The 17,300-nt window shown below is 71.5% G+C and carries 18 protein-coding genes; 5 read left to right on the plus strand and 13 right to left on the minus strand.

Going from position 1 to position 17,300, the window contains the following annotated elements; genetic code table 11:
* The 5 genes from ACFE86_RS01610 to ACFE86_RS01630 form a co-directional block, all read right to left on the minus strand.
* A partial coding sequence (locus tag ACFE86_RS01610) for a CorA family divalent cation transporter (protein ID WP_375453582.1) occupies positions 1–635 on the minus strand: 635 nt, incomplete at its 3' end.
* Positions 636–659: 24 nt separating this feature from the next.
* A complete protein-coding gene (locus ACFE86_RS01615) occupies positions 660–1,520 on the minus strand; it encodes an SDR family oxidoreductase (RefSeq protein ID WP_375453583.1) in 861 nt (286 codons plus the stop codon).
* A 290-nt stretch (positions 1,521–1,810) separates the two neighbouring features.
* On the minus strand, positions 1,811–2,620 hold the full coding sequence (locus ACFE86_RS01620) for an SDR family NAD(P)-dependent oxidoreductase (RefSeq protein ID WP_375453638.1): 810 nt from the start codon (positions 2,618–2,620) through the stop codon (positions 1,811–1,813).
* Between the two features lie 32 nt (positions 2,621–2,652).
* Entirely contained in the window at positions 2,653–3,420 is a 768-nt protein-coding gene (locus ACFE86_RS01625) for an enoyl-CoA hydratase-related protein (RefSeq protein ID WP_375453584.1), read from the minus strand.
* Positions 3,421–3,456: 36 nt separating this feature from the next.
* A complete protein-coding gene (locus tag ACFE86_RS01630; protein ID WP_375453585.1) occupies positions 3,457–5,202 on the minus strand; it encodes an acyl-CoA dehydrogenase in 1,746 nt (581 codons plus the stop codon).
* A 147-nt stretch (positions 5,203–5,349) separates the two neighbouring features.
* Here ACFE86_RS01630 and ACFE86_RS01635 point away from each other — a divergent pair, with 147 nt between their 5' ends.
* A complete protein-coding gene (locus tag ACFE86_RS01635) occupies positions 5,350–6,369 on the plus strand; it encodes an L-threonylcarbamoyladenylate synthase (protein WP_375453586.1) in 1,020 nt (339 codons plus the stop codon).
* 207 nt (positions 6,370–6,576) lie between these two features.
* Here ACFE86_RS01635 and greA read toward each other — a convergent pair whose 3' ends face one another.
* From greA to ACFE86_RS01660, 5 genes are all read right to left on the minus strand, one after another.
* On the minus strand, positions 6,577–7,044 hold the full coding sequence (gene greA, locus ACFE86_RS01640) for a transcription elongation factor GreA (RefSeq protein ID WP_375453587.1): 468 nt from the start codon (positions 7,042–7,044) through the stop codon (positions 6,577–6,579).
* Positions 7,045–7,170: 126 nt separating this feature from the next.
* The gene (locus ACFE86_RS01645; protein WP_375453588.1) at positions 7,171–8,157 is read right to left on the minus strand and encodes an MDR family oxidoreductase; all 987 of its coding nucleotides are present in this window, start codon (positions 8,155–8,157) and stop codon (positions 7,171–7,173) included.
* 93 nt (positions 8,158–8,250) lie between these two features.
* Entirely contained in the window at positions 8,251–8,868 is a 618-nt protein-coding gene (locus ACFE86_RS01650; RefSeq protein WP_375453589.1) for a hypothetical protein, read from the minus strand.
* A gap of 206 nt (positions 8,869–9,074) precedes the next feature.
* Positions 9,075–9,989: a cell wall hydrolase gene (locus tag ACFE86_RS01655; RefSeq protein ID WP_375453639.1), complete on the minus strand. Its 915-nt coding sequence runs from the start codon at positions 9,987–9,989 to the stop codon at positions 9,075–9,077.
* Between the two features lie 354 nt (positions 9,990–10,343).
* Positions 10,344–10,880 (minus strand): hypothetical protein, encoded by a 537-nt coding sequence (locus ACFE86_RS01660; RefSeq protein ID WP_375453590.1) that lies wholly within the window; start codon positions 10,878–10,880, stop codon positions 10,344–10,346.
* A gap of 182 nt (positions 10,881–11,062) precedes the next feature.
* On the opposite strand from ACFE86_RS01660, the gene ACFE86_RS01665 reads away from it, so the two are divergent.
* The 4 genes from ACFE86_RS01665 (at position 11,063) to ACFE86_RS01680 (ending at position 14,462) form a co-directional block, all read left to right on the plus strand.
* Positions 11,063–12,454 (plus strand): aminotransferase, encoded by a 1,392-nt coding sequence (locus ACFE86_RS01665; protein ID WP_375453591.1) that lies wholly within the window; start codon positions 11,063–11,065, stop codon positions 12,452–12,454.
* Positions 12,455–12,626: 172 nt separating this feature from the next.
* A complete protein-coding gene (locus ACFE86_RS01670) occupies positions 12,627–12,881 on the plus strand; it encodes a hypothetical protein (RefSeq protein ID WP_375453592.1) in 255 nt (84 codons plus the stop codon).
* 161 nt (positions 12,882–13,042) lie between these two features.
* The gene (locus ACFE86_RS01675; protein WP_375453593.1) at positions 13,043–13,954 is read left to right on the plus strand and encodes a metallophosphoesterase; all 912 of its coding nucleotides are present in this window, start codon (positions 13,043–13,045) and stop codon (positions 13,952–13,954) included.
* Positions 13,955–14,015: 61 nt separating this feature from the next.
* Positions 14,016–14,462: an ABC transporter ATPase gene (locus ACFE86_RS01680; RefSeq protein WP_375453594.1), complete on the plus strand. Its 447-nt coding sequence runs from the start codon at positions 14,016–14,018 to the stop codon at positions 14,460–14,462.
* Between the two features lie 54 nt (positions 14,463–14,516).
* Here ACFE86_RS01680 and ACFE86_RS01685 read toward each other — a convergent pair whose 3' ends face one another.
* From ACFE86_RS01685 to ACFE86_RS01695, 3 genes are all read right to left on the minus strand, one after another.
* Entirely contained in the window at positions 14,517–14,720 is a 204-nt protein-coding gene (locus ACFE86_RS01685) for a hypothetical protein (protein ID WP_375453595.1), read from the minus strand.
* A 244-nt stretch (positions 14,721–14,964) separates the two neighbouring features.
* Entirely contained in the window at positions 14,965–15,402 is a 438-nt protein-coding gene (locus ACFE86_RS01690) for a hypothetical protein (RefSeq protein WP_375453596.1), read from the minus strand.
* Positions 15,403–15,659: 257 nt separating this feature from the next.
* Entirely contained in the window at positions 15,660–17,192 is a 1,533-nt protein-coding gene (locus ACFE86_RS01695; RefSeq protein ID WP_375453597.1) for an acyl-CoA carboxylase subunit beta, read from the minus strand.
* Between the last annotated feature and the right edge of the window lie 108 nt (positions 17,193–17,300).

Below are 17,300 nucleotides of genomic sequence, written 5' to 3' on the forward strand. Positions count from 1 at the left end.
CGCTCCATCGAGACGAGGCTCTCGCGCTGCTTCGAGATCAGGTCGCCGTGGCGCCCGAGCGCCCGCAGCGTGTCCTGGAGGGCTGTGTTGCGGGCGCTCGGATCGTCCTGCACCTCGAAGATCTTGGCTGAGAGCCGGTCGATGCGCTCGCCCTGGAGCTGAAGCACGTCGGCCGCGCGGTCGATCACCGCCTCGATCAGCCCGGCGAGGATGGTCTCGCCCGACGGCGTGACCGCCGGGCCGTTGCCCGTCGTCCGGCCGGCGCGCTGGGTGTACATCCGGAACGCCTGCGGCTCCTCGTAGCGCACGGTGACGAGCTTGCGGCCCTGCAGGATGAAGGTGATGCCGGCCAGCCCCGGGTCCTCGGAACCGCTGATCTTCGAGAGCACGCGGCCGGTCATGTAGCGGGCGCCGTCCTCGACGTAGAGCAGTTCGGACGGCTCGATGTCCTTCATCTCCTCGCGCGTCGGCACCTGCACGCCCATGAAGGCCTCGACCTTCATGTCCTCCTCGCGGCTCGGCCGGACCAGGTCGAGCCAGACCGTGTCGTCGGGGATCGCGTCCTGAAGGTCGAGGCCGCGGCGCTCCAGCAGCGTCTGGCCGGTGCCGGTCACCGGCTGGTGGATGAAGATCACGAAGGGCTGCTCGCAGGTCGGCGCTCAGTCGAGCGCGTGAGGCGGGGGCGGGCTTGCATCCGGCACGAAGAAGTCCGGCGCAAGGGGCACGCCCGCCGTGACGCGGTATTGCGCGAAACCGGTGACGCCGTTCTGCGACAGGAAGGTGTCGTCGATCAGGAACTGTCCGGTGATCTCCTGTGCCGGGGTCACGAACAGCGCGTGGGCGGCATCCGCGATGATCTCGGGCTTGCGGCTCGCGCGCATCAGCGCCTCGCCGCCGAGCAGGTTGTTGACCGCGGCGGTGGCGATGGTGGTGCGCGGCCACAGCGCGTTGACCGCGATGCCGCGTGGCCGCAACTCGCCCGCGAGCCCGAGCACGCACAGCGACATGCCGAACTTCGCCAGACTGTAGGCGAGATGCGGCGCAAACCACTTCTCCGCCATGTCCAGCGGCGGCGACAGCATCAGGATGTGCGGGTTTCCCGCCTTCTCCAGGTAGGGGATCGCGTATTTCGAGACCATGTAGGTGCCGCGCGTGTTGATCTGGTGCATCAGGTCGAACCGCTTCATCTCGGTCTGCACCGTAGGCGTCAGCGAGATGGCGCTGGCGTTGTTGACGACGATGTCGATCCCGCCGAACGTGTCCGCTGCGCGCGCGAACGCCTGCCGCACCGAATCCTCGTCGCGCACGTCGACCACCAGCGGCAGCGCCCGGCCGCCGGCCGCCTCGATCGCCGCGGCGGCGGTATGGATCGTGCCCGCGAGCTTCGGATGCGGCGTGTCGGTCTTGGCCGCGATCACCACGTTGGCCCCGTCGCGCGCCGCGCGCAGGCCGATGGCGAGCCCGATGCCGCGGGACGCGCCGGTGATGAACAGGGTCTTCTTCGACAGCGTGGCATTCATGGTCGTCCTCCTGTCATGGACGGAAATTCCGCGCGCATGTCCCCTCCCCTATGCGGGCTGCCATCCACCCATCTCGCGGCGCGTTCGCGCGATGCGTGGTTTCCCCTCCCCCGCAGAGGCTTACAGACGCGCACATCTCACCAGAGCCGGACGAAACACCACAGATCCACCCCCAACCCCGTCATTCCGGGGAGCGCCGGAGTTTATGTGAATCCGCAAGCCCGCAGAGGGTGGAGGGCTCCGCGAGGAACGGGGTTCTTTCGATCACATGGCGTGTCATATCGGGATCGTCATCCACCGATGCAAAACCGCTTCGGCTGCGTCCCGTCCGCATCGGTGAAGCCGTATTCGCCGGCGATGTCGCCGGCATGGACCACCTGCCCGGCCCGCGCCATCACGTCCGGATCGGCCGCGAGCGCCGCCAGCGCCCGGCCGGCGTAGATCGGGCTCTCGGTGGCGAGGTCCGCCTGGCCGAGGTCGCAGACGCGCTCGGTGCGGACGAAGCCCGGCGAGAGCGCGAGCGCGGTGACCCCGTGCGGGCGCAACTCCTCGGCCATGCAGAGCGCGAGGCGGTTCGTCGTCGCCTTGGCGAGGTCGTAGTAGATGTCGCCGAGATAGCCCTCTCGCGTGCCGAAGGAGACCAGCGCGATCAGGCCCGACTTCGCCGCGACCATGGCCGGCGCCACGGCGCGGGCGAGCAGCAGGCCGGGATAGGGGCCGACCCGCGCGAATCCGGAAAAGGACGCGGCCGAGCGCCGCCAGAACGGGGTGCCCCAGCCGGCGCCGTCCGGGTAACGCTCGCCGTCGTAGCCCTCGTTGCCGCCCCAGACGCTCGACACCGCCACGTCGATGCGCCCGAACCGGCGCAGCGCCCAGTGGACGAGTTCGTCGACGGCCCGCTCGCTGGTGTGGTCACAGAGGTAGTGATGGCCCTGGCCGCCGGCCGCGTCGACGTCGCGGCTGGCATCCTCGATCGATTCGGCGCGCATCTCGGTGCGCGGGCCGGTCTCGCTGGAGCGGGCGGTGACGATCACGGTCGCACCCGCCTCGCCCAAGGCTCGGGCGATGCCCCGCCCGACGCCCCGCGAGGCGCCGGCCACGAGGCAGATCGTCCGGCTGAGATCGGGCGTCGTCACGCCCGCGCGCCGGGCTTCGACCGGGCGAGGAACGCCCGGAACGCACCCTGCGCCTCCTCCGTGCGCAACTGCCGCTCGAAGGCCTCGGCCTCGGCGTCGAGCGCGGCCTCGACCAGGGCTTGGTCGCCGCGGATCAGCTTTCGCGAGGCAGCGCGTGCGCCCCGTGGCAGGGCGGCGAGCCGCGCGGCCTGCGCGCACGCATGCTCGAGCAGCATGCCGGAGGGCATCACGCCGTTGACGAGGCCGAGCGCCTCGGCCTCGTCCGCGCCGAACGGCTCCGACAGCAGCAGAAGCTCGGTCGCCTTCAGGCGCCCGACCCGGCGGGGCAGCAGGTAGCTGGAGGCCGCTTCCGGCACGAGGCCGAGTTCCACGAACGGCATCCGGAAGCGCGCCGCCGGGCTCGCGTAGACGAGGTCGCAGTGCAGCGTCAGCGTGGTGCCGATGCCCACCGCGATGCCGTCGACCGCCGCCACCATTGGCGTCTGCGTCCGCGCGAGCTGGCGGACGAAGCGCAGCGAGGGCGCCTCGGTGAACGGCATCTGCGCCCGCGACACGAAGTCGGCAATGTCGTTGCCGGCGCAGAAGATGCCCGGCAGGCCGGCGAAGACGACCGCGCCGACGGCCTCGGACCCGTCCGCCGAGACGAGCGCCGCGCGCAGGGCGTCGTACATGTCGCCGGTGAGCGCGTTCTTCTTCTCCGGCCGGTTCAGCGTGATCAGGCGGACGCCGTCCGCGCCGTCGGTGACCGCAACGTGCTCGCTCATCTCCGCCTCCCCTGCCACCGCGCCACCGTGCGCATCTCAACCTGCCAGCGCCGCCTCGGCGTCGTCCAGAAACCCGCCTCCGTCGATCACGACCTGCGCCAGCCCATCGGCGGCCGGCAGCAGGTTCTCGGCGAAGAACCGCGCCAGCGCGATCCGCGCGGCGTGCGCCGGGTCGATCTCGCCGGCCTTCAGAGCGGCGCGCGCGGCGAGCGCCGCGGTGGCAAGGCAGGCCGCGCCCTGCACCAGCCCGAACAGGCGGAGGTACGGGCTCGCCCCGGCGAGCGCCGCGTCCGGCCGGTTCGCCTTGAGCGCGGCAAGCTGGTGGCTCGTCGCCCGGTCGAGAGCCTCGATCCCGGCGCGCAGGCGCGCGGGGCTGTGGCCGAAGGCGGGGTCGGCTGCCTTGAGCAAGTGCTCGCCGACCTTGCGCATCGCCGCGATCTGCGCCCGCACGGTCGCGCCGCCGTCGAGCGGCAGCTTGCGGGTGGTGAGGTCGATCGCCTGGATGCCATTGGTGCCCTCGTAGATCCCGAGGATGCGAGAGTCGCGCATCAGTTGCGCCGCGCCGGTCTCCTCGACGAAGCCCATGCCGCCGTGCACCTGCACGCCGAGCGAAGTGACCTCGTTGGCGAGATCCGTAGCGAAGGCTTTTGCCACCGGCGTCAGCAGCGAGGCGCGATTCAGCGCCGCCTGCCCCTCGGGGCCCTCCGCCGCGTCAAGCGCCGCGGCGGTGAGGTAGCAGATGCCGCGGGCGGCGGCCGTGTAGGCCTTCATGGTCAGCAGCATGCGCCGCACGTCCGGGTGGGCGACGATCGGGCTCGTCTCGGCGGAGCCCGCGGCCTTCCCCTGCCGGCGCTCGCGCGCATGGGCCAGCGCCCGCTGCGTCGCGGCCTCCGCGACGCCGACGCCCTGGAGCCCGACGTTGAGGCGGGCGTTGTTCATCATCGTGAACATGCAGGCGAGGCCACGATGCTCCTCGCCGATCAGCCAGCCGGTGGCGCCGCCCCGGTCGCCGAAGGCTATCGAGCAGGTCGGCGAGGCGTGGATGCCGAGCTTGTGCTCGATCCCTGAGCAGCGCAGGTCGTTCTCCGACCCGTCCGGCAGCAGCTTCGGCACCAGGAAGAGCGAGATGCCGCGCGTCCCGGCGGGCGCGTCCTTCAGGCGGGCGAGCACGAGGTGGACGACGTTGTCCGCCATGTCGTGCGCGCCGTAGGTGATGTAGATCTTCGAGCCGGTGATCCGGTAGCTGCCGTCGCCCGCGGGCTCGGCGCGGGTGCGCAGGGCCGCGAGGTCGGAGCCGGCCTGCGGCTCGGTCAGGTTCATGGTCGCGGTCCACTCGCCGGAGACGAGTTTTCCGAGGTAGCGCGCCTTCAGGTCCTCCGAGCCGTGCGCCTGGAGCGCCGCGATGCCGCCGGCGGTGAGCAGCGGGCACAGGCCGAAGGCGAGGTTGGCGCCGTTCCACATCTCGGTGCAGGCGGCGTCGAGAACCTGCGGCAGGCCCTGGCCGCCGTGGTCGGGGTCGGCGGTGAGCCCGTTCCAGCCGCCGGCGGTGAACCGGCGGTAGGCATCGCGGAAGCCCGGCGCCGTGGTGACGACCCCCGCACTGAGCGTCGCGCCGTGCCGGTCGCCGACGCGGTTCAGGGGCGCGAGCACCGCGCCCGCGAGCCGGCCCGCCTCGGTGAGGATCGCCTCGGCATCCTCGGGCGACAGCGCGCCGGAGCCGTCGAGCCCGGCGACGTGGCGCAGGGTGAACACCATCTCGGACACGGGCGCGCGGTAGCTCATCGGCTCTCCTCCCGCCGGGCACGGTTCGATCCCGCGCCTCGGCGTCTCGTTTGACGGGCGGCGGGCCGCCGCGATAGGCCGGCGCACCCCGTGCGGACGGCATACGCCCGAACGGGGTGCGCCGTCACCGCCGGAGATGGTTTGGCTATGAACGACCGTCCGCCGATCCCGACCCGGCGGCTCGCCGGCGATGCCGCGGGCGTGGCGGAGGCGGCGCGGCTCCTCCGGGACGGCGCATGCGTCGCGTTCCCAACGGAGACCGTCTACGGGCTCGGCGCCGACGCCACCGACCCGGCGGCGGTCGCCGGGATCTTCGCGGCGAAGACGCGCCCGCGCCTCAATCCGCTCATCGCCCACCTGCCGGCCCGCGCCGCCGCGCAGGCGCAGGGCGCCTTCGACGTGCACGCGCTGCGGCTCGCAGAGGCGTTCTGGCCGGGCCCGCTGACCCTGGTGGTGCCGGCGAGCGCGGGCACCACCGTCTGCGACCTCGCCCGCGCTGGCCTGCCGAGCGTCGCGCTGCGGGTGCCGGGGAGCGGGCTCGCCCGCGATCTCCTGGGGATCGTCGGCCGCCCCGTCGCCGGCCCGTCGGCGAACCGCTCCGGCCGGGTCAGCCCGACCCGCGCCGGCCACGTGCTCGCGGACCTCGACGGCCGGATCGCGGCCGTGCTCGACGGCGGCGACACGTCGGTCGGCATCGAATCGACGGTGATCGCCTGTCTCGGCGGGCCGCCGCGCCTGCTCCGGCCGGGGGGCATCACCCGGGCGGCGATCGGCGCCGTGCTCGGGTTCGCGTTTGACGGGCAGGAACTTGGCGGGCAGGAACTCGGCCGGCCGAAAGATGCCGAAGCGGCGCGCCCGCTTGGACCGGGGCTGCTCGCCTCGCACTACGCGCCGCGTGCGCGCCTGCGGCTCGATGCGGCGGCGATCGAGGCGGGGGAGGCGGCGCTGCTGTTCGGGCCGGCCGAGCCCCTCGGGCTTGATGCCGCGCGCGCCGTCGTGAACCTCAGCGTCGGCGGCGACCTCGCGGAAGCGGCGGCTCGGTTGTTCGGGGCGTTACGCGACCTCGACGCCTCGGGGGCGGCGATGATCGCCGTCGCGCCGATCCCGTCCTCCGGTCTCGGCGAGGCGATCCTGGACCGGCTCGCGCGCGCCGCCGCGCCGCGCTGAAATATTTTCACGATTGCGCGGAACCGACCGGCCGCAGTTCCGTTGGATCATCACGAAGGCCAGTTCAGCCCCCAATGGCCTTTTTCCTTCCAAGGCTCGGAGCAATCCGAGCCTTTTTTCTTGTGCGCCGTCTCCAAATGCCGCCCGCGCTGCGGGAACGGGCGGCCCGCCAGTGTCCGGGAACCGGCCGCGAGCGGCGAGCCGGGGTCAGCCAACCTTGATCGCCGTGATCTCGACGTCGTGGCCGTTCACCTCCACGACGTCGCCGACGCTCTTGCCGGTGATCGCGCGGGCCAGCGGCGCGACGTAGGCGATCGAGCCCTTGTGCGGATCGGCCTCGTCCTCGCCGACGATGTGGAAGGTCTGGGGCGTGTCGTCCTCGCGCAGCACCGTCACCGTCGAGCCGAAATGCACGGTGTCGCCGGCGACCGTCTCGACGAGCTGCGCCGTGCCCTGGCGCGTCGTCCAGTAGCGCAGGTCGCGGGTGACGCGGGCGGTGTCGGCCTTGTCGTCGGGGCCGAGCTTGGCCGCCTCGGCCTGAAGGCGGGCGACCTCCGACTCGATCTGTTCGAGGCCGGCCGGGGTGACGAAGTTGGTGTGGGGGGAGATCGGGCGGTCGGGGAGGTCCTCGAAGGCTTCCCCGCCCTCCGTCTCGCGAACGAATGCTCTGCTCATGAAAGCAGGAATGCCGCGGCCCGGCCCACGGTTCCGTTTCCGGGCCTACGCGCCGCGAACGCCGACCGCCGGCGCGCTTCGAACCGGCGCCGCGCCGGATCGCCGAGGCCCGAGCAATCGGGCGGATCAGCCGACCTCGACCACCGTCCGCCCGCGCACCCTGCCCGCGAGGATGTCGTCGCCGAGCCGGCCCACCTCCGCGAGGCCGACCCGGTTCGTCATCGCCGCGAGCGTGTCGCGGTCGAGTTCGTTCGCGATCCGCGCCCAGGCCGCGCGGCGCTTCGGCTGCGGCGTCGTCACGCTGTTGATGCCCAGCAGCGACACGCCGCGCAGGATGAACGGGGCCACCGAGGTCGGCAGGTCCATGCCCTGCGCCAGCCCGCAGGCGGCGACCGCGCCATCCGATCTGGTCTGCGCCAGCACGTTGGCGAGCGTGGTCGAGCCCACCGCATCGATGGCCGCCGCCCAACGCTCCTTGGCCAGCGGCTTGCCGGGCTTGGCGAGGTCCGCGCGGTCGACGATCTCGGCGGCCCCAAGGCTCTTCAGGTACGAGGCCTCCTCCGGGCGCCCCGTCGAGGCCAGCACGTGCCAGCCGGCCCGCGCCAGCAGGGCGACGGCGACCGAGCCGACGCCGCCGGAGGCGCCGGTGACCAGCGCCGGGCCGTCGTCGGGCGTGAGGCCGTGCGCGTCGAGCGCCATCAGGCACAGCATCGCGGTGTAGCCGGCGGTGCCGACCGCCATCGCCTGCGCCGGCGAGAGACCGGCCGGCAGCGGCACCAGCCAGTCGCCCTTCACCCGCGCCCGCTCGGCATAAGCGCCGAGATGGGTCTCGCCGACGCCCCAGCCGGTGAGCACCACGGGATCGCCCGGCTGGTAGGCGGGGTGGTCCGAGGTCTCGACCACTCCGGAAAAATCGATGCCGGGGATCATCGGGAAGCGGCGCACCACCGGCGACCGGCCGGTCAGCGCGAGGCCGTCCTTGTAGTTCAGGCCGGAATGGGTGACGCGGACCGTGACGTCGCCGTCCATCAGGTCGGCCTCGTCGAAATCCGTGAAGGACAGGCTCTGGCCGCCCTCCTCCTTCTCGACGACCCACGCCTTGAACCGCGCCATCCGAGCCTCCCTGGTTCTCGGGGACCTGTGGCGAGGCGACGCGGAATCAAGCCGCCGGAGGGCGGGCCCCCGGCGGGTTCGGCGCACGGAACCTCAGTAGCCGTCGTAGATGCTGCCCGAGGAGAAGCCGAGGCCGACGCCGACATCGGCCGAACTGGCGCCGGCGATGCCCAGCGCGTCCGGGATCGAGCCGATGCGCGGGACGCCGTAGCCCGCGTCCTGGTAGCCGCCATGATAACCGCCGCCGTGGCCGTGACCGTATCCGCCGCCGACCGGCACCCAGCCCGAGCTGGCCGGGGCGACGAGGACGCGGCGGCTGACGCTGGCGTATTCGGGCGGGATCGTCTCGGGGATCGACTGGGCCGGCTGCACCAGCACGCGGCGGTGCTGCACCGCGTATTGCGGCGGCGTGTGGACCCAGCAGCCGATCAACTCGCCGTAGGGGCCGCGGCGGGTCGACCAGTGGCGGCCGCCGGGCGAGACCAGCACCTGCTCCGACACCGTGTCGTAGACCGGCGGGGTGGTGCGGTAGATCGTGCGGGGCGGGCGCACCAGCACGCTCTCCTGCACCGTGTCGTAGACCGGCGGGGTCGAGACGTGGCGGTAGCAGTCCGAGCCGTGGCAGCCGCCGGCCGTGGCCGGCCCGGCGACGAGGACGGCACCGGCGAAGGCGGCGAAGAGCATTGAGTTCCGGGCGACCGGCGCGGTCATGACGGCTTCCTCTGATACGCGGGACATGCGGGATGACGCGCTAAGGTCGCGCACATCTCGACGCCCAAGAGGCCGTCTGGTTGCTGTACAAGCAAGCGGTATTGAGAACGAAGGTAAAATTAACCCTCGATCCGAACTACGTAGTGACCGGCTACGTAAGTAAATTTTTGCTCACACCAGCATCACGATGCTTGCCGCCGCGTCTATCAGGTCTGCCCGCGCTTCAATTCGTAGAAGATGTGCCGGCCGATGACGTCCCTCCTGCGCAGACGCCGCGACCAGCCGGGCTTGACGGAGTCGGCATGGTAGTGCGTCGCCTCGCCGACCTCGGCGAGGTAGGTCCGACCCGCGATCACCGATTGCGCGACGCGCGTCGCGGTGGCCCAGGCGCCGGCATCGGTGATGCGCAGCGGCCTGCCCTCGCAGGCGAAGGAGAACTGGCAGCCCATGTAGCGGTGGCGGTTCTGGTAGACCACGCCGCAGACGTTGGCCGGATAGAGCCCGCTCTTCACGCGGTTCAGCACCACCTGCGCCACGGCGGCCTGGCCCGCCTCCGGCTCGCTGCGGGCCTCGAAGTAGACCGCCTCGGCGAGGCAGCGTTGCTCCTTGTCCATCGCGTCCGCCTCGATCAGGTCGGCGTAGCGGCGGCGGGCATCCTCGGGCGCCGACGGCACCACCGGCGGCTCCGGGCGGTCGGCGCGGAACGAGAAGCGCGGCAGCATCAGGCTCGCGGCGGCGACCTCGACCGGCGTCGCGTCGGCCGGCGCCGGCGTGGTCGAGGAGAGCGCCACGGCGCGGGGAACCGCGGGCGTCGAGCCGTCGAACCGGCGCTCGGGCTCGACGCTCGCGCCGTCGTCGGTGGTCGCACCCGCATAGGTGCCGCCGAGATCGGGCACCGGCACGAAACCGGCCTCGGGCTCCAGATCCGGTTTCCAGGTCGCGGCGCCCGGCGTCAGCAGCCCGGTGACGTTGCCGGCGAGTTCGGCAAACAGCAGGGAGGCTCCGGCCTCGCGCAGGGCCGGGACGATGCGCCCGTCGCCCTCGGGCGTCCGGCTTGACCCGAAGCTCGTCTCGGTTCCGGCGCTCGCCGTGAAGGAGACCAGCAGCGTGAGGCCGGTCAACCAGGGGGTGAAGGCGGTCCCGAGCCCGGTCAGGCCCGATCCGCGTCGTCCTCGTCTCGCGCCCACGCCGAACCGACCCGCACTCGAATAAGCCACGCACGACCATCCTTTCCCGACGTTCCGGTGGGAGGATGGCGGAGGCTGATTTATCGCCCGGTATGGTTGCGGGGCGGTTAAGGCGAACGCGTGGCGTCCACCTCGCGATGGCGAAGGGCATTCCGGTCGAGCACGGAACGCCCCTGATCCGCTCCAGCCCCGGAATGACGGCGGAGGGTTTTCCTTGATCTACGGGCCGGTGTGAAGGGCAGATGTGAATCTGCCGAAGCGCCGCAATCCGTCCGGTCGCGTGGGCGATCACGCCGCGCGGATCGCTTCGACCTCGAAGGTCGGCCCGCCCGGCCCCATCCGTTCGCGCACCACGATGCGGTCGTCCGGCGTGAGGATGCCGAGCGCCACGTCGCGGTCCGGCAGCACCACGGTCGTCGCCTTGTCGAGGTGGACGAGCACGTGGCGCTTCAGCGCGACCGAGGCCGCGGCCCAACGCTTCAACTGGCCGTAATAGGGCTCGCGCTTCCAGGCGTTCGGCTGACCGGGATCGACCTGCACGTTCATGTTGCGGCTCGTGGGATCGAGGCTGAGCACCATCTTGGCGCGCTCCGGCTTCCACTCGGGCCCGAGCCAGCTCTCGGTCATCCAGAGGCAGTGGAACGCGCGGCAATGGTCGGGACGCGTCGCGTGGATGGCGCAGCCGCGGCCGGCCTTGGTGTGGCAGCACCACTGGCCAGCGACGCTCTCGACGGCGGGCACGTCGTAGACCTTGCAGCACAGGGTGCAGGCGCCGCAGGCGCGGCCCGGCGCCGGGTGCGCGACGATGGTGGCGGGATCGGGCATCGCGATCGCGGATCGGTTACGGAATGCGCCCGGTAACGGCCGGCCGCGGTCTTGCCGGGGTACCTGAGCCCGCATCGGGCCGGTAGTGTGGCGAGACTCGCAGTTCTTCGTTTCACCGCGCTCTCGCGACGAACCGGCATGCCATGCCGTCGGAGAGCGCCCCAAAGCCCCGGGACCGCCGCATGCTCTCGAACCTCGCCACCCGCGACGTCGAAACCCTAATCCACCCCTACACCAACCTCGACGCGCACCGCGCGAATGGGCCGCTGGTGCTGGAGCGCGGCGAGGGCGTGCACGTCTACGACACCGAGGGGCGCCCCTACATCGAGGGCATGTCGGGGCTGTGGTGCACGGCGCTCGGCTACTCGAACGGCGAACTCGTCGAGGCCGCCCGCGCGCAGATGGCCAAGCTCCCGTTCACCCACCTGTTCTCCGGCCGCAGCCACGACCCGGCGATCGAGCTCGCCGAGGTGCTGAAGGAACTGATGCCGGTCCCGACCTCGAAGATCTTCTTCACCTCGTCGGGCTCGGAGGCCAACGACACCCAGGTCAAGCTGGCGTGGTACCTCAACAACGCGCTCGGCCGGCCGGCCAAGAAGAAGATCATCGGGCGGCAGCGCGGCTATCACGGCGTCACCATCGCCAGCGCCTCGATGACCGGGCTGCCGGCCAACCACAACGATTGGGACCTGCCGCTGCCGGGCTTCCTTCACGTCTCCTGCCCGCATCATTACCGCTTCGCGGAACGCGGCGAGAGCGAGGTCGCCTTCTCGCAGCGGCTCGCCGACGAGCTGGAGGCGACGATCCTGCGCGAGGGCCCCGACACGGTCGCCGCCTTCGTCGCCGAGCCGGTGATGGGCGCCGGCGGCGCGATCGTCCCGCCGGAGGGGTATTTCCCGGCGGTGCAGGCGGTGCTCGCCCGCTACGACGTGCGCTTCATCGTGGATGAAGTGATCTGCGGCTTCGGCCGGCTCGGCACGTGGTTCGGCAGCGAGGCGCTGGGCATCCGCCCCGACACGGTGTCCTTCGCCAAGGCGCTGACCTCGGGCTACGTCCCGCTCGGCGGCGTCAGCGTCGACGAGCCGCTCTACGAGGCGATGCGCGAGCAGAGCAGGAAGCTCGGCACGTTCGGCCACGGCACGACCTATTCCGGGCACCCGGTCGCCTGCGCCGTCGCGCTGAAGACCATCGAGATCTACCGGCGCGAGCGCATCGTCGAGGGGGTGGCGGCCAAGGCGCCGCACTTCCAGGCCCGGCTCTCGGCGCTGGCCGAGCACCCGATCGTCGGCGACGCCCGCGGCATCGGCCTGATCGGCGGCCTGGAGATCGTCGCCGACAAGGCGTCCCGCCGGCAATACGACCCGAAGGCCGGGGTCGCCGCCAGATGCGTCGCCTTCGCGCAAGCCGAGGGGCTGATCGTGCGTTTCCTGATGGGCGACCGCGTCGCCGTGTGCCCGCCGCTGATCATCGGCGCGGAAGAGATCGACGCCCTGTTCGATCGCCTGACCCGCGCGCTGGACCGCACCGCGGCCTGGATCGCCGCCGAGGGGCTTGCGGCGATGCCGGCGGCGTGACGCCTCGGTCGGCGTGGTCTTAACCCCGCGTTCAGATCGTTTGCATCTCTATCGTCCTATGCCGGCTCAGGAACCGGCGCACGAGAGGACATCGCCCGTCATCGCCGTACGGAACGGCGTGGGGGCAGGATGCGGCGGCCGCGCCGACGGCGACCGGACAGGACGGATTCCCATGGACCCGCGTGACGCGATGCAAGGCTCCGAGATGCAAGGCTCCGAGATTCAAGCTTCCGAGACGCAGGCCCCGACCTACGGGGCCGAGCGCCGGCAGATGGATCAGGCCGAGGCGCGCCACGGCTTCCGGCCTCTGGCGCTCCCGGCGCTCGCCGCCGCGGCCCAGACCGCCAAGCCCGCAACCAAGGCCGTCCCGCGCGCCGGCCGCACCGGCGTGCTCGCGATCGTGCACGAGGACGCGCCGATCGACTGAGACGGGTCGGACCGCGTATCGCTTCGGCGATCCGATTCAGGATTGCGCAACGGGTTCGCATCAAGCCTTCCGGGCGGCGCGCCGATCGCGCCGTGCTTTCGCCGGACTGGCCGGTCATGGGGCGCCGTCACCGCGTCCCGACGCGAACCCGAGGGCATCCCATGCTGATCCTGCCGAGCCGCAGGCAGGTGCTGACCGGCCTCAGTGGCGCGCTCGCGACGGCAACCCTGTCGACCGGCGCCTACGCCTTCGGCGTCGAGCCGTTGCACCGCCTCGTGGTGACGCGCTACGCGCCGACGCTGCCGGGCTGGACGCCGGACCTGTCGCTGCGGATCGCGGTGCTCGCAGACTTCCACGTCTGCGAGCCGTTCATGCCCCTTGACCGCGTCGCCGCGATCGTCGACGCGACGAACGCGCTCGCCCCCGACCTGATCCTGATGCTCGGCGACTACCCGGCCGCCGGCCGGATCGCATGGCGCAAGGTGGCGCTGTCCGATTTCGCCCGCGTGGTCGCAGGGCTGCGGGCGCCGCTCGGCATCCATTCGATCCTGGGCAACCACGACTGGTGGGACGATGCCGCCGCCCAGGCCGCCCGCGGCGGCGTGCCCGAGGCGCGCCGGGTTCTCGAAGCGGTCGGCATCCCGGTGTTGGAGAACGGCGCGCTGCGGCTCGCCAAGGACGGCCGCCCGTTCTGGATCGCCGGGCTCGGCGACCAGCAGCCGTTCCTGTTCGACGACGGCGGCCGCGACGACCTGCCCGCGACCCTGGCCGGGATCACCGACGACGCGCCGGTGATCCTGATGGCGCACGAGCCCGACATCTTCACCGCCGTGCCCGCGCGCGTCTCGCTGACGCTCGCGGGCCACACCCACGGCGGCCAGGTCCGGCTGTTCGGCCGTTCCCCGGCGATCCGCCCGGTCGGCGGTCACGATTATTCCTACGGTCACGTCGTGACCGACGGCCGCCACATGATCGTCTCGGGCGGCTTCGGCGTGAGCCGTCTGCCGATCCGCTTCGGCGTGCCGCCGGAGATCGTTCTTCTGGAACTCGGATCGCGCCCTGCGGCCGCCTGAGCGTCGAGATGCCCCGGACGCCGGCGCTCGCCGCGGCGCGCGGGCGCGCTAGGTTTGGTCGATGCGCGCGCTCCTCCTCGTGGCCCTTCTCCTCACCCCGCTCCCGGCGCTCGCCGACGAATGCGGCGACCTGATCGACCGGATCGTCGGCGAGACGGCGGCGACGCAGGCCGATCGCCGCAGCGACTACGCCAACTTCACCGCCGGCGACGGCACCACCCTGACGCTGTCCTGCGCCGCGCCGCAGCTCTCCTCGGTTGGCGCGCAGTTCCGCGGCGAGACGCCGCCGGACGCCTACTATGCCCTGTTCGGCAAGGCCGGACACGCCGTCACCGGCATCGACGCGGGCGTAATCGAGGCCGCGGCCCATACGGCGCGCGAGGCCGCGAGCCGGCTGCGCCACAGCAACGTCGACGCTGGCGGCGCCCGCGTCACCTGCTCGGTGTCGCGATCCGAGACCGGGGCGTTGACCATGTGCGCGGTGATCGAGCACAGCGACCGGAGCTGAGCGTGTCCGGACCTGCGGCGTCCGGGCCGATGGGCGGTCGGACCCAGCCGCGCCTCAGACGGCGTGACGGAACACCGTGTCGCCGTCGGTCGCGTGCGGGCCGGCCGTGAGCAGGTCGGCCGCGCAGCGGCAGGCGAGAAGGAGGCCGCCGGCGAGGGCGGCCAGCGCCAGCAGCAGCGGGTTGGCCAGCGGCGTGACCGCGAGGGCGAGCGCCGCCGCCGGAACGGCGATCGGCTGAAGACTGATGGCGATCGTCATGTCCGCGGCCTCGCCGGTATCGGGTCCAAGATGGCGCCGACGGTACGAACCGAAGATTGCGCGACTGTTTCCTGCGCCCGATCCGCCTGTTCCGCTGTGCGTCAGCGCACGCGGCCCGGGCCGGCTCTCCCGTTCTCCCGGCGCGTGCCATCGGCAGTCGAGGCCACGCCACGACCTGCCGGGCACGATGGCGCCATCGAGACCGTTGCGACCGGTCGTCGGCTCGGACGCGGAGCGGATGGGGCTAATCGTCGTCGGGCTCGCCCCGGTAGCGCCGCCGGGGCGCATCGTCGTCGTCGGGCCGGCGCGAGGGGCGGTCGTAGTCCCGGTCGCGTCCCCGGTAGCCGGACCGCTCGTCCGCGTCGCGATAGCCGCCGCCACCGCCGCGCCGGCCGTCGGCGAGGCGGGGCGCGTACCAGCAGCTCTTCTTCTGTCCCGGCGCCGGATCACCGAAGGTCTGGGCGTTGCACGGGATCGAGCCGCCCTGCGGGAACGGGCGTCCGTTGGTCTTGCCCGGCACGCCGTAATAGACGTTCGTCGGATGGGGCATCCGGCAGACGCCCCCGTCCTGGGCACAGGCGATCGTGTTGACCGTGTCGAGCTGCGCCGCGGCCGGCGCGGCGCCGACGAGGCAGGCGATGCCGAGGACGAGGGCGGTGGAGGCGAAGGGTCCGTAGGTCACGATCTCGATCTCCCTGGCGTTTCGCGCCCAGCGATAGCACCGCCGAAGCGGCGGCGTCTCGCGTTTGCGGCCGAGGCCAGGCCAGGACCGGAGACGGGGCCGAGACCGACCTGGTTCCCTAGAGCGTTTTCCATGATCTTCGGATCACGGAAAACGCTCTAACTCCTTGTGTGGTCGCATTTTCTTCACGCGATCCGGTATCCGCCTCGCTGGAAAATGCTCTAGGGGCGCGGGCCGGCTGCCCGCGGTACGACGCCTCAAAGCGGGATGTTGTCGTGCTTCTTCCAGGGCTGCTCCATCGCCTTGGTGCGCAGCATCCCCAGCGCCCGCGCGATGCGCTTGCGGGTGGAGTGCGGCATGATCACCTCGTCGATGTAGCCGCGCTCGGCCGCCGCGAACGGCGACAGGAAGCGGTCCTCGTATTCTCCGGTCCTAGCCGCGATCTTCGCGTCGTCCCCGATCTCACTGCGGAAGATGATCTCGACCGCCCCTTTGGCGCCCATCACTGCGATCTGCGCGGTCGGCCACGCGTAGTTCACGTCGGCGCCGACATGCTTGGAGGCCATCACGTCGTAGGCGCCGCCGAAGGCTTTGCGCGTGATGATCGTCACCAGCGGCACGGTCGCCTGGGAATAGGCGAACAGCAGCTTGGCGCCGTGCTTGATCAGGCCGCCGTATTCCTGCGCGGTGCCGGGCAGGAAGCCGGGCACGTCCACGAACGTGACGATCGGGATCGAAAACGCGTCGCAGAACCGCACGAAGCGCGCGGCTTTCCGCGAGGCGTCGGAATCGAGCACGCCCGCCAGCACCATCGGCTGGTTGGCGACGAACCCGACGGTGCGGCCCTCGATGCGGCCGAAGCCGGTCATGATGTTCCTGGCGTAGGCCGCCTGGATCTCGAAGAAGTCGCCCTCGTCGGCAACGCGGCGGATCAGTTCGCCCATGTCGTAGGGCTTGTTCGGGTTGTCCGGGATCAGGGTGTCGAGCGACTTGTCGAGGCGCAACGGGTCGTCGAAGCTCTCGATCTCCGGCACGCCGTCGATGTTGTTGGCCGGCAGGAAGTCGAGCAGGCGCCGGATCTGCAGGATCGCCTCGACGTCGTTCTCGAACGACCCGTCGGCGATCGAGGACTTGGTGGTGTGGACCTTGGCGCCGCCGAGCTCTTCCGCCGTGACCACCTCGTTGGTGACGGTCTTGACCACGTCGGGGCCGGTCACGAACATGTAGCTCGTGTCGCGCACCATGAAGATGAAGTCGGTCATCGCCGGCGAGTACACGTCGCCGCCCGCGCACGGCCCCATGATGACCGAGATCTGCGGGATCACGCCGGACGCCATGACGTTGCGTCGGAACACCTCGCCGTAGCCGCCGAGCGCGGCCACGCCCTCCTGGATGCGCGCGCCGCCGGCATCGAAGATGCCGATGATCGGCGCGCGCATCTTCAGCGCCATGTCCTGAACTTTTACGATCTTCTGCGCGTGGGCTTCGGACAGCGAGCCGCCGAACACCGTGAAATCCTTCGAGAACAGGAAGACGGTGCGGCCGTTGATCGTGCCCCAGCCGGTGACGACGCCGTCGCCGGGGACCTTCTGGAGCTCCATCCCGAAATCGGTCGAGCGGTGCTGCACGAACATGTCGAACTCCTCGAACGACCCGTGGTCGAGCAGGAGTTCGATGCGCTCGCGCGCCGTGAGCTTGCCGCGCTTGTGCTGGGCCTCGACGCGCCGCTCGCCGCCGCCGAGGCGGGCGAGCGCCCGGCGCGCTTCGAGCTTTTCCAGGATGTCCTTCATGTCCGGGGCGGCCCTGCCTCAAGCGTGCGACGGTTCGTTTCTTCCGCGGACTGTACCCAGAGATCAGGCTTGGCCGCCTAGAACCGTGATCGCCCTTAGCATGAGGTT

Source organism: uncultured Methylobacterium sp. (assembly GCF_964244095.1).
GTDB lineage: Bacteria > Pseudomonadota > Alphaproteobacteria > Rhizobiales > Beijerinckiaceae > Methylobacterium.

Bases quoted from the DNA above. Each gene is read 5' to 3' on its own strand.
- ACFE86_RS01615 (WP_375453583.1), bottom strand. From the start codon at position 1,520: ATGAATGCCACGCTGTCGAAGAAGACCCTGTTCATCACCGGCGCGTCC.
- ACFE86_RS01625 (WP_375453584.1), bottom strand. From the start codon at position 3,420: ATGAGCGAGCACGTTGCGGTCACCGACGGCGCGGACGGCGTCCGCCTG.
- ACFE86_RS01630 (WP_375453585.1), bottom strand. From the start codon at position 5,202: ATGAGCTACCGCGCGCCCGTGTCCGAGATGGTGTTCACCCTGCGCCAC.
- ACFE86_RS01635 (WP_375453586.1), top strand. From the start codon at position 5,350: ATGAACGACCGTCCGCCGATCCCGACCCGGCGGCTCGCCGGCGATGCC.
- greA (WP_375453587.1), bottom strand. From the start codon at position 7,044: ATGAGCAGAGCATTCGTTCGCGAGACGGAGGGCGGGGAAGCCTTCGAG.
- ACFE86_RS01645 (WP_375453588.1), bottom strand. From the start codon at position 8,157: ATGGCGCGGTTCAAGGCGTGGGTCGTCGAGAAGGAGGAGGGCGGCCAG.
- ACFE86_RS01650 (WP_375453589.1), bottom strand. From the start codon at position 8,868: ATGACCGCGCCGGTCGCCCGGAACTCAATGCTCTTCGCCGCCTTCGCC.
- ACFE86_RS01660 (WP_375453590.1), bottom strand. From the start codon at position 10,880: ATGCCCGATCCCGCCACCATCGTCGCGCACCCGGCGCCGGGCCGCGCC.
- ACFE86_RS01665 (WP_375453591.1), top strand. From the start codon at position 11,063: ATGCTCTCGAACCTCGCCACCCGCGACGTCGAAACCCTAATCCACCCC.
- ACFE86_RS01670 (WP_375453592.1), top strand. From the start codon at position 12,627: ATGGACCCGCGTGACGCGATGCAAGGCTCCGAGATGCAAGGCTCCGAG.
- ACFE86_RS01675 (WP_375453593.1), top strand. From the start codon at position 13,043: ATGCTGATCCTGCCGAGCCGCAGGCAGGTGCTGACCGGCCTCAGTGGC.
- ACFE86_RS01680 (WP_375453594.1), top strand. From the start codon at position 14,016: ATGCGCGCGCTCCTCCTCGTGGCCCTTCTCCTCACCCCGCTCCCGGCG.
- ACFE86_RS01685 (WP_375453595.1), bottom strand. From the start codon at position 14,720: ATGACGATCGCCATCAGTCTTCAGCCGATCGCCGTTCCGGCGGCGGCG.
- ACFE86_RS01695 (WP_375453597.1), bottom strand. From the start codon at position 17,192: ATGAAGGACATCCTGGAAAAGCTCGAAGCGCGCCGGGCGCTCGCCCGC.